The organism is Curtobacterium sp. MCLR17_055, assembly GCF_003234305.1.
GTDB lineage: Bacteria > Actinomycetota > Actinomycetes > Actinomycetales > Microbacteriaceae > Curtobacterium > Curtobacterium flaccumfaciens.
Map to the genome: position 1 here is coordinate 67418 of NZ_QKSX01000017.1, position 22999 is coordinate 90416.

A 22999-nucleotide genomic window follows, 5' to 3' on the forward strand; every position below is an offset into this window, starting at 1 on the left:
GCAGGCCGCGCCCCGCATCGCGGGCCGCCACCCGCCCGGCGCGAGGCAACCCGTGTGCATCGTGAGCAGGAATGGTCGGGTCCGCCTGCCGGACCCGACCATTCCTGCTCACGAAGTGCGGGCCTCCCGGCTAGCGCCCCGTGACCGCACGACGGATCTGCTCGATCGGGACCTTCGGGGAGCGGTCTGCGTTGAGCAGACCGTTCGTCTCCTGCATGGTGTCGGTGAGCTGCGTGTAGCAGGACCCGGCGAGGAACGAGCTCGCGCGGATCGCGTCGTACAGCGCGGTGATGCGGGCGACCCAGTCGTCGCCGTCAGTGGCCGACGTGTAGCCCCAGCCGTCCTCGCGCTGGACGCTCGGCTGGTAGTTCACGCCGCCGAACTCGGTGAGCATGACCGGCTGGCCGAGGTCCTCGGCGCCGCCGACCAGGATGCGGCGGTCCGCCGGGCCGATCCCACCGAGGAGTCGGGTCCGTGCGGTCTCGTCCGCGTAGGTGGCCGCGAGCCGGGGTCCGTCGCCCTCGTAGTCGTGGATCGTGACGATGTCGGAGTTCGTGTGCTCCCACCCGTCGTTGGAGATCACCGGACGCGTCGGGTCCAACGCCCGCGTGACGTCGGCGAGGGCCCGGGCGTAGGCCTGCTGGGCCGGGTCGGTGGCGATGTGCTGCACACCCCAGCTCTCGTTGGCGGGCACCCACGTGACGATCGACGGGTGCGAGGCGTCACGCTCGACAGCGTCCATCCACTCACGCATCAGACGCTGCACGGCGCGGGGGGAGAACGCGTAGGCGCCGGGGGCCTCGCCCCACACCATGAGTCCGAGTCGGTCGGCCCAGTACAGGAACCGCGGGTCCTCGACCTTCTGGTGGTTGCGGGCCGCGTTGAAACCGAGCTCCTTGATGAGTTCGACCTCGCGGCGGAGTGCCTGGCGGGACGGGGAGGCGATGTGCGACTCGGGCCAGTAGCCCTGGTTCAGGACACTGCGGACGTCGTGGCGTCGGCCGTTGAGCAGGAACGCGCCGCCGTCGACCCCGACCGTCCGGATCCCGAAGTAGCTGGCGACGGCGTCGAGCGCGCCCGTGCCCACCGTCGTGCCGTTGCCGTTGCCGTTGCCGGAGCGCGGCAGCAGCGTGACCGTGGCGTCGATCAGCCGGGGCGTGTCCGGCGTCCAGTGCAGCTCGTCCTCGGCCTGCCCGTTCGTCTGCCGCGCGATCGGCACGACCACGTCGAACTCGTCCCCGGTCTCGCCGACGGTGGTCTCGATCGTGGCGAGGTGCTCGTCGCGGTCGTCCCAGCGGGCCTCGACGCGCAGGCGCTCGCCGCCGGTGCGGTGACCGTCGAGCCGGACGGTCAGGCGCATGGTCGCGTGGTCGACGTTCGTCCAGCGCAGGGACGCGATCGAGGCGGTCGGCACGGCCTCGAGCCAGACCGTCTGCCAGATCCCGGTGGTCCGGCGGTACCAGATCGCGTGCGGGTCCTCGTGCCAGTCCTGCTTGCCGCGCGGCTGGGTCAGGTCGTGCGGGTCGTCTTCGGCGCGGACCACCAGGGTGTGCACGGCGTCGGGGTCGGCGGCCAGCGCTTCCGTGACGTCGAAGGAGAACGGGGTGTGGCCGCCCTCGTGTCCACCGATGAACTGCCCGTCGATCCAGACGCGGGCACGGTGGTCGACGGCGCCGAAGTGCAGCACGAGCCGGGGCGCGCCGGTGCCGAACCCGGCGGCGTCGAGCTCGGAGCGGGTGATCGCACGGGAGTACCAGACCACGGGGTGGAACCCGGGCTCGTCGATGCCCGACGCCGGGGACTCGGGCGGGAACGGGACGACGATGTCCCGGGCGTCGGTGAAGCCGGTGCGCCAGGCGTCGTCGTCGCCGTCGTTCCGGAACGACCACGTGCCGTCGAGGTCGGCCCAGGCGGTGCGGAGCATCTGCGGCCGGGGGTACGTGCCGTCCTGCCGCGAAGCGAGGGGGAGGCCGGGGGCGGAAGCGGAGTCAGGTGCGGCCACGATGCCGTCGAGCGTGCTCATGCGTCCATGCTCCCGTGCTGGTACATCGTTGTAAAGAGCGAGTCGGGATTGCGCGGAAGAGGTTCCGCGGGACGCTCGTCGAGCGGTCGCTCAGCCGATCGCGGCGTCGCGCGTGAGCACCATGACGTCCATCCGTCCCTGCTGGGCGACCACGCCGTGCTGGTTCCGCAGGGCCACCGCTCGTTCGACGATCCCGGTCGTTCCCGAGCTCGTCAGCCGGGTGCCGAGGACCTCGACGGTGCAGGTCACGGTGTCGCCGATGAACACGGGCTCGGTGAACCGCCACTGGTCGATCCCGAGCAGTGCCACCGCGGACCCCTCGAAGACGCCCGTGCGCGCGATGAGCCCGAGGCACAGCGAGGTGCCGAGCAACCCGTGCACGATCCGCTGCCCGTACCGGGTCTTCCCCGCGAACTCGACGTCCGTGTGCACCTGGTTGTTGTCGTTCGTCCACGAGGCGAACGACACCACGTCCGCCTCGGTGATGGTGCGTCCCGGCGTGGTGAAGGTCTGTCCAGCAGCGAGGTCCTCGAAGTAGTGCGGCACGGCCCGATTCTCGCACCCGGTCAGAGCCGCGCGAGCAGCTTCCGCGATCGGTGCAAGCCCTGCGTGCTGGCCCTCTGCTCGGTCGTCGCCAGGACGCCGTACCCGAACGTGTCCTCGCCGTGCTGCGCTGCCACGGCTGCCAGCCGTCGGTACGCATCGGCGGCGTGTGCGGCGTCGAGCGTCTCGCCGAGGGTCTCCTGCACCCGTCGCAGTCGACCGAGCCGGCGCTTCCCGACGTCGGGCACGTCACCGGCCGCCTGCAGGGCGTAGCGCAACCGGCGCGCGGCCTTCCGGACCTCGTGCAGGGTGTCGAGGTCATCGCTGGGTTCACCCAGCAGCCGACCGACGCGTACCCGCTCGTGCCGGATGCGCCGGGCGGCGAACGTGGCCGCGTCGTCGTCCGCGTGCGGGCCGGCCGGTGCCCGGAGCAGCAGGTCGTCGAGGGCCTCGAGTGTTCGGAACCAGGCGTCGGAGCGCAGCGCTCGCCGGAGTTCAGCAGCGGCGACGCTGCGACGTTCCGCGGTCTCGGCGCCGATGCGGTCCAGGGTCTCGGTGTCCACGTACCCGTCGGGGGCGTGTGTGGCCGACCGGGACAGGCCGGCGTGCAGCACCTCGGCGTCGCGAGCGGTCCCGGCGATCCATGCGGTCTCGGCCAGGGCGGCACGGAGGTCCTCGGTCGCCTGGCGGTCGAGCGCGCCGCGGAACGCCGCGAGCACGCTCCGCAGGCGGCGCAGCACCTTCCGCAGGTCGTGCACGGACTCGGGCTCGTCAGCTCGTACCCGGGGGTCCGCCGCGACGAGGTCGCGCCGCAGGGCATCGAGCACCCGGAGGACGAGCCCGGCGGCGGTGTCCGGCCGGGGGCGCTTCGCTCGGCCGCGTCGGCGTTCCGGCGCCGGCTCCGGGCCCCGGGGGAGCGGTACCGACGAAACGTCCACCGGGTCCGTCGCCGCGTCGTGCAGCGCTCGTTCGGTCGCTCGTGCCGTTGCACCGTCGCGTCCGTCATCTGTCAGGGCCCACCACCGCGATGACCGCAGCACGGTGGTGTCCGGGTCGCCGTCGTCCACGCGCACGTCGGCGACCTCGGCCCGCACCCGGCCGTCCCTGCCGCGGAGGGTCACGAGCGTCGTGGTGGTGTCACGGACCAGGACGGTGCGCAGCGGACGACCACGCAGGAACACCTCGACCGCGTCCCGTGGGGGATCGTCGAACGCGCCGTCGAGCGGTTCCGGGCCGACCCCGTGGGCACCCCGGTCGATCGTCCAGGTGCCGTCCGGCGAGCGTGTGAGCACGACACCCTCGGCGGCGAGCACCCGGTCGTCGGAGTCCCACACCGTCTCGCGCACCGTCACCGCTTCGTGACGGCGGACGTCGGCGGCGAACGGCTCGAGTGCGGGGAGCCTGCGGTCGTCGAGGATCCGCCAGGTCCGGCGGGGGTCGGGGAGCGCACGTGCAGCGTCAGCGGCGGGGGGAGGAGCAGCAGCGGATCGGGGCATGCCGCAAGTGTCGTCCGACGCACCCGTGTCAGACCGGGGGCAGCGGGGTTCTGTGGACGGAGCGCTCCCCGGCCCGTCCTGTGGGGGACTCGGCACCTCGCCAGGCCCCGGCGCGTAGGTTCCGCTGCATGAGCGACGGAGCACCCAGCGCCCCCGACACCCGCGCAGACACGAGCGCAGACACCAGCGCCCCCGACACCAGCACGCCGAGCGACCGCGACCTCGAGTCCTGGATCGCCGACCGCCGCTGGTACGCCTCCAAGGGGTCCGTGCCACACCTCCGGACGATCTCGACCGACGACGGGACCCGGCTGGTGCTCGACGAGGCACCCACGGTCCCCGTCCTCTACCAGTCGCCGATCACCAGCGACCCCGACGGCACGGTCGTCGATGCCACCACCGACCTCGCGTGGGTGTCGGCACTCGCCGCACGCATCGACGCGGCACCGGACAGCCTCAGCCCGATCGGCCTGGTCACCGCCGCCCGCGTCCTGACGGGTGAGCAGTCCAACACGTCGGTCATCTGCGACACTGAGTCCGGCGACCGCGTCATCATCAAGGTCTTCCGCGTGCTGCACCACGGCGACAACCCCGACGTGACCACGCAGCTCGCGCTCACGGCGGCGGGCAGCACGCGCGTGCCGCGGGTCTACGGCGCCCTCCGCGCCGACTGGCCCGACGTCGGACGCCCGGACGGCACGGCGACGGGGCACCTCGCCTTCGCCCAGGAGTTCCTGCCCGGGCTCGACGACGCCTGGCGCGTCGCCCTGCAGGAGGCGCAGGCCGGCACGCCGTTCGGTGACCGCGCCGAGCAGCTCGGCACCGCGCTCGCCGACGTGCACCGCACCCTCGCCGGAGCGCTGCCGACGGAACCGGCCGACGCGCCCCGACGGGACGCCGCCGTCGCGACGATGCACGCCCGACTCGACACCGCCGCCCGCGAGGCCCCGGCCGTCGCCGACCACGTCGACGCCATCCGCGCGGTCTACGCCCGTGCCGCCGACGCGACGTGGCCGGACCTGCAGCGCATCCACGGTGACCTGCACCTCGGACAGGTCCTGTCGGCACCGGACCCCCGCGGGTGGGTCTTCCTGGACTTCGAGGGCGAGCCGCTCCGCCCCCTCGACGAACGCTCGCTGCCGGACGTCACCCTGCGCGACGTCGCGGGCATGCTCCGATCGTTCGACTACGTCGCGGGTGCGCTGGCGCACGACGCCGAACCGGTCGACGCGGCCGCCTGGGCGGCCGAGGCGCGGGCACGCTTCCTCGAGGGCTACCAGCGGGGCACCGGCGCGGACCTCACCGCCCACGGCGCGCTGCTCGACGCCTTCGAACTCGACAAGGCGGTCTACGAGGTCGTCTACGAGACCCGCAACCGACCCGACTGGGTCGGCATCCCGCTCGCGGCCGTCGCGCGCCTGGTCGGCGACAGCGGGTCCTGACCGCGACCCACGAACGGACGGGAGGCCCGTGGCGACACCGCCACGGGCCTCCCGTCCGTCTCCGGGTGACGTCGTCTAGTTGACGGGACCCGTGTACTTCTCGCCTGGTCCGGCACCGATCGGGTCCGGGATCGCCGACGCCTCGCGGAAGGCGAGCTGCAGCGACCGGAGTCCGTCGCGGAGCGGACGTGCGTGGTGGTCGCCGATCTCGGTCGCGGCTGCGGTGACGAGGCCGGCCAGCGCGGTGATGAGCTTCCGCGCCTCGTCCAGGTCGGTCTGTTCCTGCGGGTCGTCTGCCAGGCCGACCTTGACGGCCGCGGCACTGAGCAGGTGCACCGCAACGGTGTTGATGAGTTCGACCGCCGGCACCTCCGCGATGTCCCTGGCGGCGTCGATGCCGGTGTCGTCGATCGGGGTGTCGCTCACGGTGCTCCTCTGCTAGGCTTGCTCGCGGCAGATGCTGTCCGTGTGCCGTCAGTTCCCTTGACATCAGTTCTCCTGAGATCAAGATCCTCGACAACACCCGGACGGTGTCACGAAAGAGGAGTCTCTCCCACCCGCGGCCGCGTTCCACCAGGCTACCGGGTCACCACCGCTCCGCGAGTGCACGTGTTGCACCCGTCGGTCGGATCCCACGGATCCGATGCAGGGCGGCTGCCGAACGGGTCGACATCCCGTGCGTCAGATCTCCTCTCTCGTGCTGTCGTCCAGGGCAAACGCCCCGGACGGCCACCACCTGATTGAAGGAGCTCCGCATCACCGATCCCCGTACCAACGACCGAATCCGCGTTCCCGAAGTCCGACTCGTCGGTCCGCAGGGTGAGCAGGTCGGCGTTGTCCCGATCGCCATGGCACTGCGTCTCGCGCAAGAAGCCGAACTGGATCTGGTCGAGGTCGCGCCGAACTCGAAGCCGCCCGTGGCCAAGATCATGGACTACGGCAAGTTCAAGTACGAGGCCGCTCAGAAGGCCAAGGAAGCCCGTCGCAACCAGGTGAACACGGACCTGAAAGAGGTCCGTTTCCGCCTGAAGATCGACGTGCACGACTACGAGACGAAGCGCAAGCGCGCCGAGGGGTTCCTCCTCGGCGGCGACAAGGTGAAGGCGATGATCCTCTTCCGTGGCCGCGAGCAGTCGCGTCCGGAGCAGGGTGTCCGTCTCCTCCAGAAGTTCGCGGAAGAGATCGCCGAGTTCGGTGTCGTCGAGTCGCGTCCGACCCAGGACGGTCGCAACATGACGATGATCATCGCCCCGCTCAAGAACAAGTCCGACGTCAAGGGCGAGCAGAACGCCAAGCGTGCTGCACAGAAGGCCGAGCGTCGTGCCACCGAGCACGCCGCGAAGGGCAAGGACGAGGCCGAGGCCGGTTCCACGTCCGAGGCAGCTGCGGAATCCACGGACGCCGCGGCCGAATAGGTCCCCGGACCGAACCCGCAACGACGCGGCCCCCCATCCATCCCACGGAAAGGCACCACCATGCCCAAGCAGAAGACCCACTCCGGGTCGAAGAAGCGCTTCAAGGTCACCGGTACCGGCAAGATCATGAAGCAGCAGGCCGGTATGCGTCACAACCTCGAGGTCAAGAGCTCCAAGCGCAAGGCCCGCCTGAACGAGGACCAGGTCCTCTCCAAGGGTGACGCGAAGAACGTCAAGAAGCTCCTCGGCCACTGAGCCCCCGGATCGTAAAGGAATAGTGCAATGGCACGAGTAAAGAGAGCGGTCAACGCCGCCAAGAAGCGCCGCGTCATCCTCGAACGCGCCGAGGGCTACCGCGGCCAGCGTTCGCGCCTGTACCGCAAGGCCAAGGAGCAGGTCACCCACTCCCTCGTCTACGCGTACCGCGACCGTCACGCGAAGAAGGGCGAGTTCCGTCGCCTGTGGATCCAGCGCATCAACGCTGCGTCCCGTGCGAACGGCCTGACCTACAACCGCCTCATCCAGGGTCTCAACCTGGCCGGCGTCGAGGTCGACCGTCGCATCCTCGCCGACCTCGCGGTGAACAACCCCGAGACCTTCACCGCGCTCGTCGAGACCGCGAAGAAGGCCCTCCCGGCCGACACCTCGGCCCCGAAGGCTGCGTAGTCAGTTCTTCTGCTCGCGAAACCCCCGCCGCACGGCGGGGGTTTCGTCGTTCCTAGACTTGGGTCGTGAGCGATCTCCTCGAGAACCCCCGTGCCGGACGCGTGAAGGCCGTTGCGGCCCTGGCCAAGAAGGACGTCCGGGCCGAGACCGGCCTGTTCCTGCTGGAAGGGCCCCAAGCCGTCCGCGAAGCGCTGGAGTACGCCCCGGAGCTCCTGCGCGAGCTCTACGTGACGCCGACCGCCGCAGCCCGCTACGGGCTGGACGACGCGCCGGTGGACACCTGGTTCGTGACCGAGCAGGTGCTCGACGCGATGGCCGACACGGTCACCCCGCAGGGCGTGGTGGCGGTGTGCCAGCAGTTCCCGACGTCGGTGAAGGACGTCTTCCCGGACCGCGCTGCGGCCGCCGCCGACCGGGAGGCCCGTGATGCGTCCGACGAGCAGGCCGCGTTGCCCGGACTGGTCGCCATCCTCGAAGAGGTGCGGGACCCGGGGAACGCCGGCACGATCATCCGGGCCGCCGACGCGGCCGGCGCCGACGCGGTGGTGCTGACCGGACGCTCGGTCGACCCGTACAACCCGAAGGTCGTCCGGTCGACGACCGGGTCCCTGTTCCACGTCCCGGTGTCCGTCGGCGTGACCCTGGCCGACACGATCGAGCGGGCGAAGGCCCTCGGCTACACGGTGCTCGCGGCGGACGTCTCGGGCGACGACCTGCCGGTGGTCCGCGCTGAGGGGATGCTCGACGGTCCGACCGCGTGGGTCTTCGGCAACGAGGCCCGCGGACTCACCGCCGACGACCTGGCGCTCGTCGACCGGGCCGTCAAGGTGCCGATCTACGGGCAGGCGGAGTCGATGAACCTCGCCACGGCCGCGTCGGTGTGCCTGTACGAGTCGGCCTTCGCGCTCCGGAGCTGACGCTCCTCCCTCCCCAGGCCGGTCGTCGGCGTCGGTCATCCACCGTCCGCTCGGTGCAGGTGGGTGGTATCCCGACGGCCGGTAGGCTTGGGTCTCGTGTCAGAACCTCTCGAGATCAGCGAATCGGCCGTCGCCGACGCGGTGGACGCGGCCCTCGCCGCCGTCCGTGCCACGACGACGGTCGCCGAACTGAAGCAGGCCAGGGCCGAGCACACCGGTGAGCAGTCACCGTTGGCGCGGATGAACGCATCGATGCGCAGTGTGCCGCCGGAGCAGAAGGCCGCGGCGGGCAAGCTCGTCGGGCAGGCCCGTGGGCGGGTGAACGCGGCGATCGCCGAGCAGGAATCCGTCCTCGCGGTGGCCGAGGAACACGCACGGCTCGAAGCCGAGCGCGTCGACGTCACCGCGTTGCCGGTCCACCGCGCCACCGGCTCCCGCCACCCGCTCTCGCTGCTGAACGAAGCCGTCGCCGACATCTTCGTCGGCATGGGGTGGGAAGTGGCAGAAGGCCCCGAGCTCGAGCACGAGTGGTTCAACTTCGACGCCCTGAACTTCGACCAGGACCACCCGGCCCGGGCCATGGCGGACACCATCTTCGTCGAGCCCGTCGACCGGCACCTGGTCATGCGCACCCACACCTCGCCGGTGCAGGTGCGGTCGCTGCTGTCGCGCGACCTCCCGCTGTACGTCATCGCGCCGGGTCGCGTCTACCGTGCCGACGAGCTCGACGCCACGCACCTGCCGGTCTTCACCCAGGTCGAGGGCATCGCGATCGACAAGGGCCTGACGATGGCGCACCTGCGCGGCACGCTCGAGCACTTCGCCCGGCAGATGTTCGGCGCCGAGGCGCAGATCCGGCTCCGCCCGAACTACTTCCCGTTCACCGAGCCCAGCGCCGAGATGGACGTCTGGCAGCCGAACGCCAAGGGTGGCGCGCGGTGGGTCGAGTGGGGTGGCTGCGGCATGGTGAACCCCAACGTCCTGCGTGCCGCCGGCATCGATCCCGACGAGTACCAGGGCTTCGCGTTCGGCATGGGCATCGAGCGGACACTGCAGTTCCGCAACGGCCTGAACGACATGCGTGACTTCCTCGAGGGCGACATCCGCTTCTCGCAGCAGTTCGGAACGGTGGTCTGATGCGCGTCCCACTCCGTTGGCTCGGTGAGTCCGTCGACCTCCCCGAGGACGTCACCCTCGAGCACGTCCACGCGGCGCTCGTGTCGGTCGGCTTCGAGGAAGAGGACGTCCACACCTTCGACCTGACCGGCCCCATCGTGGTCGGTCGGGTCCTCGAGCGCGTCCCCGAGCCGCAGAAGAACGGCAAGACCATCAACTGGTGCCAGGTGGACGTCGGCGAAGCCGAGCCTCGCGGCATCGTCTGCGGCGCGCACAACTTCGACGTCGGCGACCTCGTCGTCGTCACGCTGCCCGGCGCAGTCCTGCCGGGGCCGTTCCCGATCGCCGCCCGCAAGACCTACGGGCACGTGTCCGACGGCATGATCGCCTCGGCCCGCGAGCTCGGGCTGGGCGAAGAGCACGACGGCATCCTGCGCTTCGCCGACCTCGGCATGGACCCCACCGTCGGTGCCGACGCCATCGCGCTCCTCGGCCTCGACGACGCCGCGGTCGAGATCAACGTCACGCCGGACCGCGGCTACGTCCTGAGCATGCGCGGGGTCGCGCGTGAGTACGCGCACGCCACCGGAGCCAGCTTCCACGACCCCGTCGACCGCGTCGCGCCGCGTGCGGCCGAGGGCTTCCGGGTCACGATCGACGACCAGGCTCCGGTCCGGGGTCGGGTCGGCGCCTCCACGTTCGTCACGCGCGTCGTGCGCGGGATCGACCCGGCAGCGAAGACACCCTCCTGGATGGTGTCGCGTCTGTCGCTGGCCGGGGTGCGCTCGATCTCCCTGCCCGTCGACATCACGAACTACGTCATGTTCGAGCTCGGCCAGCCGCTGCACGGCTACGACCTGCAGACCATCGCGGGCGGCCTCGGCGTGCGTCGGGCGACCGCTGGCGAGACGCTCGAGACCCTCGACGGCACGGTCCGGAAGCTCGACCCCGAAGACCTCGTCATCACCGACGACGACGGTCCCGTCGGCCTCGCCGGCGTCATGGGCGGAGCCCGCACCGAGATCTCGGCGAGCACCACCGACGTCCTGATCGAGGCCGCCGGGTTCGACCAGGTCTCCATCGCCCGCACAGCTCGTCGCCACAAGCTCCCCAGCGAGGCATCCCGTCGCTTCGAGCGCGGGGTCGACCCGCAGGTGGCCGAGGCCGCGGCGAACCGTGCCGTCGAGCTCCTCGTCGAGCTCGCCGGCGGCACCGCTGACGCCCTCGGGTCCACGCTCGTCGACACCGAGCCGCGGGCGACCGTGACGATGCGGCTCTCGCGTCCGTCCGAGCTCGTCGGCGTCGACTACACCGACGCCGAGGTCATCGACACGCTCCGTGCGATCGGCGCCACGGTCGAGGCCGACGGTGAGCAGCTCGCGGTCACTCCGCCCACCTGGCGTCCCGACCTGACCGACGACACCACCCTCGTCGAAGAGGTCGCGCGCATCGTCGGCTACGACCGGATCCCCAGCGTGCTGCCGGTCGCTCCGCCCGGTCGGGGCCTGACCCGGCACCAGCAGGCTCGTCGTCGGGTCGCCTCGGCGCTGGCCGCGGCGGGCCTGACCGAGGTCGTCACGGCACCGTTCGTGTCGGCGGCCACGCAGGACGCCTACCCGGGGATCGACCCGCAGGGCGGACCGAGCGTCGTGCTCGCGAACGCCCTGGACAGCGAGCAGAACCTCCTGCGCCGGAGCGGCGTTCCGGCCCTGGTCGACGCTGCCCGTCGCAACGTGTCGCGCGGGCTCGTCGACGTCGCGCTCTACGAGACGTCCCGGGTGTTCCTGCCAGTGACGGGCGTGACGCTCGGCACCGACGAGGTCCCGGCGGGCGCCGCCCGGCCCGACCGTGCGACGCTCGAGGCGCTGGACGCCTCGCTGCCCGCCCAGCCCTTCCACGTCGCCGCGCTGCTCACCGGCCACCGGGTCGTCAAGCAGCCCGGCACCACGGCGGAACCGTTCGGCATCGCCGACGCGATCGACGCTGCCCGCCAGGTCGCCTGGGCCGTCGGTGTGGAACTCACCGTCGCGCAGACGACCCACCCGTCCCTCCACCCGGGCCGGGCCGCGTCGCTGCTCGTCGACGGCACGGTCGTGGGCGTCGCCGGTGAGCTCCTGCCCGAACTGGCCGAGGCCGCCGTCCTGCCCCGGGTGGTGGCGGTCGTCGAGCTCGACCTCGACGCGCTGGTCGCCGCGGCCCCGGAACTCGTCGCGGTCGCGCCGATCGTCTCCTACCCGGCGGCCACGCAGGACCTCTCGCTCGTCGTCGACGCCGACGTGCCGGCCGGCGACGTGCTGGATGCGGTGCGCTCTGGCGCCGGAGACCTGTTGGAGTATGCTCGGCTCGTGGATGACTACCGGGGCTCCGGCGTGGACGAGGGACAGAAGTCCCTGACGTTCGCGCTGCGCTTCCGTGCCACGGACCGCACGCTGACCGCTGCCGAGGCCACCGAGGCCCGTGACGGCGCTGTCCGACGTGCCGGCGAGCGATTCGGGGCGACCCTGCGCGACTGACCCACACGGGATCAGCACCGCCCGGGGTCGCCGCCTCCGATTCTCTCGACGACCAGTCCGACCAAAGGTGGAATCCCATGTCCGTATCCGTCGCCGTGGCGGGAGCCTCCGGCTACGCGGGTGGTGAGCTCCTGCGCGTGCTCTCCGCCCACCCCGAGTTCGAGGTCAGGACGGTGACGGCGTTCTCGAACGCCGGACAGCCCCTGATCGCGACGCAGCCGCACCTCCGTTCCCTGTCGCACCTGACGCTGGCGGAGACGACGGCCGAGACGCTGCGCGGGCACGACGTGGTGTTCCTGGCGCTGCCGCACGGGCAGTCGGGAGCGATCACCGCGGAACTCGGCGACGACGCGCTCGTCATCGACTGCGGCGCGGACCACCGGCTGACGGACCCGGCGGCGTGGGAGCGGTTCTACGGCGGTGACTACTTCGGCGCGTGGACGTACGGTCTGCCCGAGCTCCTGCTCGCGGCGCCCACCCCGGGTTCGGCCGATGAATGGCGCGAGGTCGACGACATCGCATCGCAGGGCAAGCAGCGTTCCGCCCTGGTCGGCACGAAGCGCATCGCGGTCCCCGGCTGCAACGTCACCGCGGTGACGCTCGGCATCCAGCCGGGCATCCAGGCCGGCCTCGTCGAGTCCGACGACCTCGTCGCGGTGCTCAGCGTCGGCCCGAGTGGCGCCGGCAAGAAGCTGGCCACCACCTACCTGGCCTCCGAGATCATGGGGTCCGCCAGCGCCTACGCCGTCGGTGGCTCGCACCGGCACGTCCCCGAGATCCAGCAGAACCTGCAGGTCGCGGGGGCGGCCGACGTGACGATCTCGTTCACGCCGGTCCTGGTCCCGATGTCGCGGGGGATCCTGGCGACCACCACCGCGAAGCTCTCGCCCGGCGTCAGCGCACGCGACGTCCGGCTCGCCTGGGAGCAGGCGTACGCCGACGAGCCCTTCGTCCACCTGCTGCCCGAGGGCGAGTTCCCCCGGGTCGCGGACACGATCGGTGCGAACACCGCGCTCGTCGGCATCGCCGTCGACGAGGCCGCCGGTCGCGTCGTCGCGGTGACCGCGCTCGACAACCTCGCCAAGGGCACGGCCGGCGCCGCCGTCCAGTCGGCGAACATCGCCCTCGGTCTCCCCGAGACCACGGGCCTCAGCGTGGACGGAGTCGCACCGTGACCGACGCAGGCACGACCACCCAGACCGAGCCGGGCCTCCAGGGCGTCACCGCGGCAGCGGGCTTCCGCGCCGCCGGTGTCACCGCAGGCCTCAAGACGAGCGGCAAGCCGGACGTGGCCCTCGTCGTCAACGACGGCCCCGACGCGGCCGTGGCCGCCGTCTTCACCAGCAACCGGGCCCAGGCGCACCCCGTGATCTGGTCCCGCCAGGTCGTCGGTGACGGCGTCGCGCGTGCCGTCGTCCTGAACTCCGGCGGCGCGAACTGCTTCACCGGCCCGTTCGGCTTCCAGACCACGCACCTGACGGCCGAGGCCGTGGGCGACGCCCTCGGGATCGGAGCCGGCGACGTCGTCGTCTGCTCCACCGGGCTCATCGGTGTCGGCGACCAGACCTTCCGCGACAACGTGCTCCGTGGCGTCGACCTGGCGAGCACTGCACTCAGCAGCGACGGCGGCCCGGACGCGGCGACCGCGATCATGACGACGGACACGAAGGCCAAGCAGTCCGTCGTGACCGAGGACGGCTGGACCGTCGGCGGCATGGCCAAGGGCGCCGGGATGCTCGCCCCGGGCCTCGCGACGATGCTCGTCGTCATCACGACGGACGCCGTGCAGACGCCGGACCAGCTCGACCAGGCGCTCCGCGCCGCCACCCGCATCACGTTCGACCGGGTCGACTCCGACGGCTGCATGTCCACGAACGACACCGTCGTGCTGCTGTCGTCGGGTGCGAGCGGCGTGACGCCAGAGGTCGGTGACTTCCAGGAAGCCCTGACCGCGGTCTGCGCCGATCTGGCCCGCCAGCTGCAGCAGGACGCCGAGGGTGCGAGCCACGACATCGCGATCGAGGTCGTGCACGCCGCGACGGAGGACGACGCCGTGACCGTCGGTCGGAGCGTCGCCCGGAACAACCTGTTCAAGGCGGCTGTCTTCGGCAACGACCCGAACTGGGGCCGGGTGCTCGCAGCGATCGGCACCACCGACGCCGAGTTCGACCCGTACGCGGTGGACGTCAGCATGAACGGCGTCCGGGTCTGCCACGCGGGCGCACCCGACGAGCCGAGCGACTCCGTCGACCTGACGCCGCGTGACACCCACGTGCGCATCGACCTCGGTGTCGGCACGCACTCGGCCACGATCCTGACCAACGACCTCACGCACGACTACGTGCACGAGAACAGCGCGTACTCCAGCTGATGGCGGCGGACACGAACGGGGCCGGTACGCCCCTCACGAAGGAAGAAGAACACGAGTTCGCCGCGGTCAAGGCCGCGACGCTCATCGAGTCGCTGCCCTGGCTGAAGCGCTTCTCGGGCAAGGTCGTCGTGGTCAAGTTCGGCGGCAACGCCATGGTGAACGAGGACCTGAAGCGCGCCTTCGCCGAGGACATGGTCTACCTGCGCTACGCCGGCCTGCACCCCGTCGTCGTGCACGGCGGGGGGCCGCAGATCTCCGCCGCCCTCAAGGAACAGGGCATCGAGTCCGAGTTCCGCGGCGGCTACCGCGTCACGACGACCGAGGCGATCACCGTCGTCCGCGACGTCCTGGCCGGCGAGGTCAACCGCGAGATCGTCGACTTGATGAACGAACACGGCGAGGGCCTGGCCGTCGGCGTGTTCGGCGACGGCGGCTCGTTGTTCACCGGCGAGAAGAAGGGCGTCGTCGTCGACGGGCAGGAGTACGACCTCGGCCACGTCGGGGACATCACCCACGTCGACCCGTCGGGTGTGCTCGCCGCGATCGAGGCCGGCCGGATCCCGGTCGTCTCGAGCATCGCGATCGACGACGCGCACCCCGACCAGGCACTCAACGTGAACGCGGACGCTGCGGCGGGTGCCCTGGCGATCGCGCTGCGGGCCTCGAAGCTCATGATGCTCACCGACGTCCCCGGCCTGTACCGCAACTGGCCCGACCGTGACTCGATCGTCGACCTCATCGCCGTCGACGAGCTCCGCGAACTCCTGCCGAGCCTCGAGTCGGGGATGATCCCGAAGATGACCGCGTGCCTCGACGCCGTGGTCGGCGGGGTCGGCGGTGCGACGATCATCGACGGCCGGATCCCGCACTCGATCCTGCTCGAGGTCTTCACCCTGCGGGGTGCGGGCACCGAGGTGATCCCGGACCCGAGCCGACGAACCGAGAACCAGATGACCCACGCCGAGATCGGCCGTCGCGTGGCGTCGCCGTCGATCGACAGCAGTACCGGCCAGCACGTGGCGGGTACGGACGAGAAGGGACACCAGCAGTGAGCACCGAGACGCAGACCGAGACCTGGAACGACCGGTTCGGGGCGTCGCTCATGCGATCCCTGACCCCGCCCAAGATCATGCTCGAGCGTGGCCAGGGCTGCCGCGTCTGGGACGTCGACGGCAACGAGTACCTCGACTTCCTCGCCGGCATCGCGGTGAACTCGCTCGGCCACGCGCACCCCGCCCTGGTGGAGGCGATCGCCGACCAGGCCGCGAAGCTCGTGCACGTGTCGAACTACTTCGCCACCCCGCCGCAGCTCGAACTCGCCGAGCGCCTGAAGCGCATCACCGGCGCGGGCGACGCTGGCCGCGTGTACTTCGGCAACTCCGGCGCCGAGGCGAACGAGGCCGCGTTCAAGCTGGCCCGGCTCAACAAGGGTGCGGACGGCACCAAGACCCGGATCCTCGCGCTCAAGCAGGGCTTCCACGGGCGCACGATGGGTGCCCTCGCGCTCACCGGCAAGCCCGCGCTGCAGCAGGACTTCCTGCCGATGATCCCGGGCGTCGAGCACATCGAGACCTCGATCGAGGCGCTCGAAGCGTCGATCGACGACTCCGTCGCCGCCCTGATCCTCGAACCCATCAAGGGCGAGGCCGGCGTGGTCGACCTGCCGGAGGGCTTCCTGCTGGCGGCACGCCGACTGACCGCGGAGCACGGCGCACTGCTGATCCTCGACGAGATCCAGACGGGTGTCGGCCGGACCGGCAACTGGTTCGCGTTCCAGGGCCACGGGGTGACGCCGGACGCCATCACCGTCGCGAAGGGCATCGCCGGCGGCTTCCCCATCGGCGCCCTGGTCACGTTCGGCTGGGCGTCCGACCTGTTCTCGGCCGGCCAGCACGGGTCGACCTTCGGCGGCAACCCGCTCGGCACCCGCGTCGCCAACGCGGTGCTCGAGGAGATCGAGCGTGCGGAACTCGTCGCTGGCGCAGTGGTCAAGGGCGAGCGGATCCGTGACGGCATCCGCGCCATCGGTTCCCCGCTGGTGGAAGAGGTCCGTGGCACCGGCCTGCTCATCGGCGTCGGTCTGACCGGTCCGATCGGTCCGGCCGTCAACGCAGCCGCCCTCGAGCGCGGCCTCATCATCAACGCACCCAACGAGTCGAGCCTGCGCATCGCGCCGCCGCTCATCGTGTCCGACGCCGAGATCGACGAGTTCCTGTCGATCCTCGCCCAGAGCCTCGCGGCCGTCGCCGCAGCGCAGGAGCCCACCGCATGACCCGCCACTTCCTCCGCGACGACGACCTGAGCCAGGCCGAGCAGTCCGCGATCCTCGACATCGCCGACCGCATGAAGGCCGACCGCTGGGCGGAGAAGCCGCTGGCCGGTCCGCAGAGCGTCGCGGTGATCTTCGACAAGTCGTCGACCCGTACCCGGGTGTCCTTCCACGTCGGCATCTCCGACCTCGGCGGCAGCCCGCTGATCATCTCGACGGCGAACAGTCAGCTCGGCGGCAAGGAGACCCCGTCGGACACGGCCCGCGTGCTCGAGCGCATGGTGTCGGCGATCGTGTGGCGCACCTACGGTCAGGCCGGGCTCGAGGAGATGGCCGCCGGCACGACGGTCCCCGTCGTCAACGCGCTGTCCGACGACTTCCACCCCTGCCAGCTCCTCGCCGACCTGCTCACCATCCGTGAGCACCGCGGCGCCCTCGCCGGGCAGACCGTGGCGTTCATCGGCGACGGCGCGAGCAACATGGCGCAGTCGTACCTGCTCGCCGGGGCGACAGCGGGCATGCACGTCCGCGTCGCCGCCCCCGCCGAGTTCTCCCCGTCGGCGCAGGTCGTCACCGACGCCGAGGAACGCGCCGCCGTGACGGGCGGCTCCGTCCTCGTGGTGACCGACCCGGTTGCCGCGGTCGCTGGTGCCGACGTGGTCGTCACCGACACCTGGGTGTCGATGGGCAAGGAGTCCGAGAAGCAGTCGCGCCTCGACACCTTCGCGGGGTACCGCGTCGACGACGCGCTCATGGCGCACGCCGCCGACGACGCCGTCTTCATGCACTGCCTGCCGGCCGACCGTGGGTTCGAAGTGACCGCCGACGTCATCGACGGCCCCCGCAGCATCATCTGGGACGAGGCGGAGAACCGTCTGCACGCCCAGAAGGCGCTGCTGGCCTGGCTGCTCGCCAACGACTAGCCGACGGATCGGACACCAGTGGCTGACCGCGTCGTCCTCGCGTACTCCGGCGGTCTCGACACCTCCGTCGGGATCGGCTGGCTGCGCGACGCCACCGGCAAGGACGTCGTCGCACTCGTGGTCGACGTCGGCCAGGGCGGCGAGGACCTCGAGGCGGTCCGGCAGCGTGCGCTCGACTGCGGCGCCGTCGAGTCACTCGTCGTCGACGCCAAGGACGAGTTCGCCGACGAGTACATCGTGCCGGCGCTCCGGGCCAACGCGCTCTACCAGAAGCGGTACCCGCTCGTCTCGGCACTGAGCCGCCCACTCATCGCGAAGCACCTCGCGTTGACGGCGAAGCAACTCGGTGCCGACAGCGTCGCGCACGGCTCCACCGGCAAGGGCAACGACCAGGTCCGCTTCGAGGCAGCCGTCGCGGCGATCGCACCGGACCTGCGGACCGTCGCACCGGTGCGGGACCTCGCCCTCACCCGCGACCGCGCCATCGCCTACGCGCAGGAGCACCGGCTGCCGATCCAGCACTCGGAACGGGAGCCGTGGTCGGTCGACCAGAACGTGTGGGGCCGAGCGGTCGAGACCGGGCTCCTCGAGGACCCGTGGACCGCCCCCGCTGACGACCTCTACGCGACCACCCAGGACCCGGCGCTCCCGCAGCAGGCCGACGAGGTCACGATCACCTTCGACCGCGGTGTCCCGGTCGCCCTCGACGGGCAGCGGTTCAGCGTGCTGCGCATGGTGCAGGAGCTCAACGCGGTCGCCGGCAAGCACGGCGTCGGGCGGATCGACGTCGTCGAGGACCGGGTGGTCGGCATCAAGTCGCGCGAGGTCTACGAGGCGCCGGCCGCGATCGCGCTCATCGCCGCGCACGAGGAGCTCGAGAGCCTCACCCTCGAGCGCGACGTCGCCCGGTTCAAACGCGGCGTCGAGTCCGAGTGGGCCGACCTGGTCTACGACGGCCTGTGGTTCGGCGGACTCAAGCGCAGCCTCGACGCGTTCGTGGAGCACACCCAGCAGCACGTCTCCGGCGACGTCCGGTTGCGGCTGCAGGGCGGGCGTGCCACCGTGACGGGCCGTCGGTCGGAGCAGAGCCTCTACGACTTCGACCTGGCGACGTCCGACACCGGCGACGCGTTCGACCAGTCCGTGTCCAGGGGGTTCATCGAGCTCTGGTCACTGCCCAGCAAGATCTCCGCCCGCCGCGACGCGGCGAACTGACCGACAGCAGCCCCGCACCGACCAACAGCCCGCGGCCCCAGCCTCACCCGGGCACCGACGAAACGACGCAGGACGACATGACCGACGAGAAGACCGACGCCACCAACACCGGTGCCCTCTGGGGCGGCCGCTTCGCCGACGGCCCGAGTGCGGCCCTCGCCGCGCTCTCGAAGTCGACGCACTTCGACTGGCAGCTCGCGCCCTACGACATCGCGGGGTCCCGTGCCCACGCCCGAGCGCTGCACACCGCGGGCTACCTGACCACCGACGAGCTCGAACGGATGCTCGCCGGCCTCGACCGGCTCGAAGCGGCGCACGCCGACGGCACGCTGCAGCCCGACGACTCCGACGAGGACGTCCACGGCGCCCTCGAACGCCTGCTCATCGCCGACCTCGGTCCCGAACTCGGCGGCAAGCTCCGCGCTGGTCGCAGCCGCAACGACCAGATCGCAACCCTCGGCCGCATGCACATGCTCGACCACGGGCGGCGCATCGGCCGGCTCGTGATCGACCTCGTCGACGCGATCACCCAGCAGGCGACCGAGCACCCGGCCGCGATCATGCCGGGGCGCACGCACCTGCAGCACGCGCAGCCCGTGCTCCTGGCCCACCACCTGCTCGCGCACGCCTGGCCGCTCGTCCGCGACCTCGAGCGCCTCCGCGACTGGGCCGGCCGCGCGAGCGTCAGCCCGTACGGTGCCGGTGCGCTGGCAGGGAGTTCGCTCGGCCTCGACCCCGCCGCGATCGCCGCGGAGCTCGGCTTCGACCGCCCGGCGGACAACTCGATCGACGCCACGGCCGCCCGGGACGTCGTCGCCGAGTTCGCGTTCGTCCTCGCGCAGATCGGCATCGACGTCTCGCGCCTGTCGGAAGAGGTCATCCTCTGGAACACGAAGGAGTTCGGCTTCGTCCGGCTCCACGACGCCTTCTCGACCGGCTCGAGCATCATGCCGCAGAAGAAGAACCCGGACATCGCCGAGCTCGCCCGGGGCAAGTCGGGGCGCCTGATCGGCAACCTGACCGGGCTGCTCGCGACGCTCAAGGGACTACCGCTGGCGTACAACCGCGACCTGCAGGAGGACAAGGAGCCGGTCTTCGACTCCGTCGCCACGCTCGAGGTCCTGCTGCCCGCGTTCACCGGCATGATCGCGACCCTGACCTTCGACACCGACCGGATGGCCGAGCTCGCGCCGCAGGGCTTCTCGCTCGCGACGGACGTCGCCGAGTGGCTGGTCCGGCAGGGCGTCCCGTTCCGCGACGCGCACGAGGTCTCCGGCGCGCTCGTCCGGTACTGCGAGGAGTGCGGCATCGAGCTCGACGAGCCGACCGACGACGAGTACCGGTCCGTGTCCGAGCACCTCACGCCCGACGTCCGTGCCGTCCTGACCATCGAGGGCAGCGTCGCATCGCGCTCCGGCGTCGGGGGCACTGCACCCGACCGGGTCGCCGAGCAGCTCGCGTCCGTCACCCGTCGCGTCCGCGACCTGGCCGAGGGCGCGCCCTTCTCGCGATGACCGAGGGGATCGCCGCGCTGCTCGCCGAGCCCGCCCCGATCGCCGCGCCGGCCCTGCTCGGTGCGACGATCGCTGGGCGCGGCGTGGCGCTCCGCATCACCGAGGTCGAGGCCTACTCCGGCCCTACCGATCCCGGATCACACGGTCACCGGGGGATGACGGAGCGCAACCGCCACCTCTTCGGGCCGCCCGGCACGCTGTACGCCTACCGCTCGTACGGCATCCACACCTGCGTCAACGTCGTGAGCGGGCCTGCCGGCACCTCGTCGGGCTCCCTGCTGCGCGGTGCGCAGGTCGTCGAGGGACTCGACGTCGCGCGAGCGCGTCGCGGGTCGAAGGTCGCGGACGTCGCCCTGGCACGCGGGCCCGGCAACCTCGGTGGTGCGCTCGGAGCGGTCCTCGGGCAGGACGACGGCACCTCGCTCCTCGACGGGTCCGGCCCGTTCGTGCTCACCCTGGCACCCGGCCTGGAGGCCCGGCTCGCCTCCGCCGGACCGGCCCACGTGATCGACGAGCTCCTGTCCGAGACCCTGGCCGGTCCGCCCGCGGGCGCTGCGGTCCCGCGGATCTCCCGCGGGCCGCGCACCGGCGTCGGCGGCATCGCAGGCGGGGCGCGGTACCCCTGGCGCTTCTGGCTGACGGGTGACCCCACGGTCTCGACGTACCGACGGCACAAGGGCGCCCTCGACTCGTGAACCCGGCCACGGGCCTCCCGGCCGCCGCGCCTGCCGGACGTCCGTCGCCGCTACGATGGCGGGGTGTCCAGTGATACCGCTCAAGACGTCCTGACGCGCCAGCAGAACGACCCCGCCTTCGACTCGGTGTGGGACGAACTGCAGTGGCGCGGTCTGGTGCAGGTCTCGACCGACGAGACCGCGCTGCAAGAGGCCCTCGACGGTGAGCCGATCACGTACTACTGCGGCTTCGACCCGACGGCGCCGTCGCTGCACTGCGGCAACCTCCTGCAGCTCCTGACCATGCGGCGGCTGCAGCTCGCGGGGCACAAGCCGCTCGCGTTGGTGGGTGGTTCGACCGGTCTCATCGGCGATCCGCGTCCCACGGCCGAGCGCACGCTGAACACGCCGGAGACCGTGGCGGAGTGGGTGTCCCGGCTGCAGACCCAGGTGTCCCGGTTCCTCAGTCCGGACGGCGACAACGGCGTCCGGCTGGTGAACAACCTCGATTGGACCGCCCCGTTGTCCGCGATCGACTTCCTGCGCGACGTCGGCAAGTACTTCCGCGTCAACTCGATGCTCAAGAAGGACGCGGTGGCCGCGCGCCTGAACTCCGATGCGGGGATCAGCTACACCGAGTTCAGCTACCAGATCCTCCAGGGGCTCGACTACCGCGAACTCTGGCGGCAGTACGGGTGCACGCTGCAGACCGGTGGTTCGGACCAGTGGGGCAACCTGACCTCGGGCACGGAGCTCGTCCGTCGTGCCGAAGGTGCCACGGTGCACGCCCTCGGGACCCCGCTCATCACGAACTCCGACGGTACGAAGTTCGGCAAGAGCGAGGGCAACGCGATCTGGCTCGACGCCGAGATGACCTCGCCCTACGCCATGTACCAGTTCTGGCTCAACACGACGGACGCCGACGTGATCGCCCGGCTGCGGCAGTTCACGTTCCTGAAGCGTGCCGAGATCGAACGACTCGAGCAGGCCGTCGCTGACGAGCCCTTCCGACGAGAGGCCCAGCGGACCCTGGCCTTCGAGGTCACCTCGATCGTGCACGGAGTGGCGGCGACCCAGGCGGCGATCGATGCCGCGGCCGCGCTGTTCGGCAACGGTGACCTCGGTGCGCTCGACCCGGAGACCCTGCGGTCGGCGATCGCCGCGCTGCCGGGGTCGGTCACGCTCGACTCCGGAGCGGACGTTGCACGGGCACTCGTGGAGACCGGACTCGTGAAGTCCCTCGGCGAGGCCCGCCGCGCGATCGACCAGGGCGGCGTCTCCGTGAACAACGTCCGAGCCGAGGACGCCGCCGCACCGCTGTCCGACCTCGCCCTGCCCGGGGGAGTGCTCGTCCTCCGTCGTGGCAAGAAGACCCTCGCCGGAGTGACGCTCGCCTGATCCCGGTTGCTCGACCCCCAGCGATGCCCGGTTCCCCTGTGGAACCGGGCATCGCTGCGTCCGGGCGACGTGTGTTGCACAACGCGACACGCCCGGGATGGGAGCTGGCTTGGCGCACTCGCTCAGGGCTGCGTATAGTTCTTACTCGTCACCCCAAAGGTGCGGCGGAGCGGCTGGAGCGAAAGCCCAGAGCACGTCGGCCCTCAAGCGGGACCATCCTCCACTGAAGTTCAGATCGGGCCTTGCGCCGGATCGCTTCGACGCCTAGGATGACAAGCCCACCGGTTCTCTCCCCTCGGGATGAGCCACTGGACCTCCGGGTCCGACGAACAACCGGTGGCAAGCCAAGAACACAAGCCTTGTGGCTGAAGCTCGAACTCGAGCCGAGGAGCAAGTGCGTCTGGTCCTTGAGAACTCAACAGCGTGCACATTGTCAATGCCAATTTATTGATTGACCTCGTGCCTGGTCGGCTTGCTGACCGGGTCATGAAGCAATTCCTTTTG

General features: G+C 71.1%; 20 protein-coding genes. 16 read left to right on the forward strand and 4 right to left on the reverse strand.

The window, feature by feature from the left end; translation table 11 throughout:
* Positions 1 to 130 precede the first annotated feature (130 nt).
* From DEJ09_RS14635 to DEJ09_RS14645, 3 genes are all read right to left on the reverse strand, one after another.
* Positions 131 to 2023 (reverse strand): glycoside hydrolase family 2 protein, encoded by a 1893-nt coding sequence (locus DEJ09_RS14635; RefSeq protein WP_111089069.1) that lies wholly within the window; start codon positions 2021 to 2023, stop codon positions 131 to 133.
* Between the two features lie 90 nt (positions 2024 to 2113).
* Positions 2114 to 2569 (reverse strand): MaoC/PaaZ C-terminal domain-containing protein, encoded by a 456-nt coding sequence (locus tag DEJ09_RS14640; protein ID WP_111089070.1) that lies wholly within the window; start codon positions 2567 to 2569, stop codon positions 2114 to 2116.
* A 20-nt stretch (positions 2570 to 2589) separates the two neighbouring features.
* Positions 2590 to 4062, reverse strand: coding sequence for a CHAD domain-containing protein (locus DEJ09_RS14645; RefSeq protein WP_111089071.1), 1473 nt, complete (start codon positions 4060 to 4062; stop codon positions 2590 to 2592).
* 128 nt (positions 4063 to 4190) lie between these two features.
* On the opposite strand from DEJ09_RS14645, the gene DEJ09_RS14650 reads away from it, so the two are divergent.
* Positions 4191 to 5504 (forward strand): phosphotransferase, encoded by a 1314-nt coding sequence (locus DEJ09_RS14650; RefSeq protein WP_258373920.1) that lies wholly within the window; start codon positions 4191 to 4193, stop codon positions 5502 to 5504.
* Between the two features lie 75 nt (positions 5505 to 5579).
* Here DEJ09_RS14650 and DEJ09_RS14655 read toward each other — a convergent pair whose 3' ends face one another.
* Positions 5580 to 5930, reverse strand: a complete 351-nt coding sequence (locus DEJ09_RS14655) for a DUF1844 domain-containing protein (RefSeq protein WP_027466553.1) — start codon at positions 5928 to 5930, stop codon at positions 5580 to 5582.
* A 314-nt stretch (positions 5931 to 6244) separates the two neighbouring features.
* Here DEJ09_RS14655 and infC point away from each other — a divergent pair, with 314 nt between their 5' ends.
* The 15 genes from infC (at position 6245) to tyrS (ending at position 22495) form a co-directional block, all read left to right on the forward strand.
* Positions 6245 to 6919, forward strand: a complete 675-nt coding sequence (infC, locus tag DEJ09_RS14660; protein ID WP_081827403.1) for a translation initiation factor IF-3 — start codon at positions 6245 to 6247, stop codon at positions 6917 to 6919.
* A gap of 60 nt (positions 6920 to 6979) precedes the next feature.
* A complete protein-coding gene (gene rpmI / locus DEJ09_RS14665) occupies positions 6980 to 7174 on the forward strand; it encodes a 50S ribosomal protein L35 (protein WP_017887976.1) in 195 nt (64 codons plus the stop codon).
* 27 nt (positions 7175 to 7201) lie between these two features.
* Positions 7202 to 7585, forward strand: coding sequence for a 50S ribosomal protein L20 (gene rplT / locus DEJ09_RS14670; RefSeq protein ID WP_017887975.1), 384 nt, complete (start codon positions 7202 to 7204; stop codon positions 7583 to 7585).
* A gap of 65 nt (positions 7586 to 7650) precedes the next feature.
* Complete coding sequence (locus DEJ09_RS14675) at positions 7651 to 8502, forward strand: RNA methyltransferase (protein ID WP_071405146.1); 852 nt, start codon at positions 7651 to 7653, stop codon at positions 8500 to 8502.
* 96 nt (positions 8503 to 8598) lie between these two features.
* Complete coding sequence (gene pheS, locus DEJ09_RS14680) at positions 8599 to 9639, forward strand: phenylalanine--tRNA ligase subunit alpha (protein ID WP_071405145.1); 1041 nt, start codon at positions 8599 to 8601, stop codon at positions 9637 to 9639.
* Positions 9639 to 12131 (forward strand): phenylalanine--tRNA ligase subunit beta, encoded by a 2493-nt coding sequence (gene pheT / locus DEJ09_RS14685; RefSeq protein ID WP_111089072.1) that lies wholly within the window; start codon positions 9639 to 9641, stop codon positions 12129 to 12131. The genes pheS and pheT overlap by 1 nt, the downstream gene beginning before the upstream one ends.
* Before the next feature lie 77 nt (positions 12132 to 12208).
* A complete protein-coding gene (locus DEJ09_RS14690) occupies positions 12209 to 13306 on the forward strand; it encodes an N-acetyl-gamma-glutamyl-phosphate reductase (RefSeq protein ID WP_111025015.1) in 1098 nt (365 codons plus the stop codon).
* Complete coding sequence (argJ, locus tag DEJ09_RS14695) at positions 13303 to 14502, forward strand: bifunctional glutamate N-acetyltransferase/amino-acid acetyltransferase ArgJ (protein ID WP_071405142.1); 1200 nt, start codon at positions 13303 to 13305, stop codon at positions 14500 to 14502. Before DEJ09_RS14690 ends, argJ begins: the two co-directional genes overlap by 4 nt.
* Positions 14502 to 15554: an acetylglutamate kinase gene (gene argB / locus DEJ09_RS14700; protein WP_110865442.1), complete on the forward strand. Its 1053-nt coding sequence runs from the start codon at positions 14502 to 14504 to the stop codon at positions 15552 to 15554. The genes argJ and argB overlap by 1 nt, the downstream gene beginning before the upstream one ends.
* Entirely contained in the window at positions 15551 to 16774 is a 1224-nt protein-coding gene (locus DEJ09_RS14705) for an acetylornithine transaminase (protein WP_111089073.1), read from the forward strand. Before argB ends, DEJ09_RS14705 begins: the two co-directional genes overlap by 4 nt.
* Positions 16771 to 17694: an ornithine carbamoyltransferase gene (argF, locus tag DEJ09_RS14710; RefSeq protein WP_071405139.1), complete on the forward strand. Its 924-nt coding sequence runs from the start codon at positions 16771 to 16773 to the stop codon at positions 17692 to 17694. The genes DEJ09_RS14705 and argF overlap by 4 nt, the downstream gene beginning before the upstream one ends.
* A gap of 18 nt (positions 17695 to 17712) precedes the next feature.
* Positions 17713 to 18909, forward strand: a complete 1197-nt coding sequence (locus tag DEJ09_RS14715; protein ID WP_110865445.1) for an argininosuccinate synthase — start codon at positions 17713 to 17715, stop codon at positions 18907 to 18909.
* 77 nt (positions 18910 to 18986) lie between these two features.
* Positions 18987 to 20423, forward strand: coding sequence for an argininosuccinate lyase (gene argH / locus DEJ09_RS14720; protein WP_111089074.1), 1437 nt, complete (start codon positions 18987 to 18989; stop codon positions 20421 to 20423).
* Positions 20420 to 21118 carry a DNA-3-methyladenine glycosylase gene (locus DEJ09_RS14725; protein WP_071405136.1) on the forward strand — a complete coding sequence of 233 codons (699 nt, stop codon included), beginning with the start codon at positions 20420 to 20422 and terminating at the stop codon, positions 21116 to 21118. Before argH ends, DEJ09_RS14725 begins: the two co-directional genes overlap by 4 nt.
* A gap of 63 nt (positions 21119 to 21181) precedes the next feature.
* On the forward strand, positions 21182 to 22495 hold the full coding sequence (tyrS, locus tag DEJ09_RS14730) for a tyrosine--tRNA ligase (protein ID WP_111089075.1): 1314 nt from the start codon (positions 21182 to 21184) through the stop codon (positions 22493 to 22495).
* Positions 22496 to 22999: the final 504 nt, after the last annotated feature.

Coding starts and splice junctions, on each gene's coding strand:
- DEJ09_RS14635 (WP_111089069.1), bottom strand. CDS start 2,023: ATGAGCACGCTCGACGGCATCGTGGCCGCACCTGACTCCGCTTCCGCC.
- DEJ09_RS14645 (WP_111089071.1), bottom strand. CDS start 4,062: ATGCCCCGATCCGCTGCTGCTCCTCCCCCCGCCGCTGACGCTGCACGT.
- DEJ09_RS14650 (WP_258373920.1), top strand. CDS start 4,191: ATGAGCGACGGAGCACCCAGCGCCCCCGACACCCGCGCAGACACGAGC.
- rpmI (WP_017887976.1), top strand. CDS start 6,980: ATGCCCAAGCAGAAGACCCACTCCGGGTCGAAGAAGCGCTTCAAGGTC.
- rplT (WP_017887975.1), top strand. CDS start 7,202: ATGGCACGAGTAAAGAGAGCGGTCAACGCCGCCAAGAAGCGCCGCGTC.
- pheT (WP_111089072.1), top strand. CDS start 9,639: ATGCGCGTCCCACTCCGTTGGCTCGGTGAGTCCGTCGACCTCCCCGAG.
- DEJ09_RS14690 (WP_111025015.1), top strand. CDS start 12,209: ATGTCCGTATCCGTCGCCGTGGCGGGAGCCTCCGGCTACGCGGGTGGT.
- argB (WP_110865442.1), top strand. CDS start 14,502: ATGGCGGCGGACACGAACGGGGCCGGTACGCCCCTCACGAAGGAAGAA.
- argF (WP_071405139.1), top strand. CDS start 16,771: ATGACCCGCCACTTCCTCCGCGACGACGACCTGAGCCAGGCCGAGCAG.
- argH (WP_111089074.1), top strand. CDS start 18,987: ATGACCGACGAGAAGACCGACGCCACCAACACCGGTGCCCTCTGGGGC.
- DEJ09_RS14725 (WP_071405136.1), top strand. CDS start 20,420: ATGACCGAGGGGATCGCCGCGCTGCTCGCCGAGCCCGCCCCGATCGCC.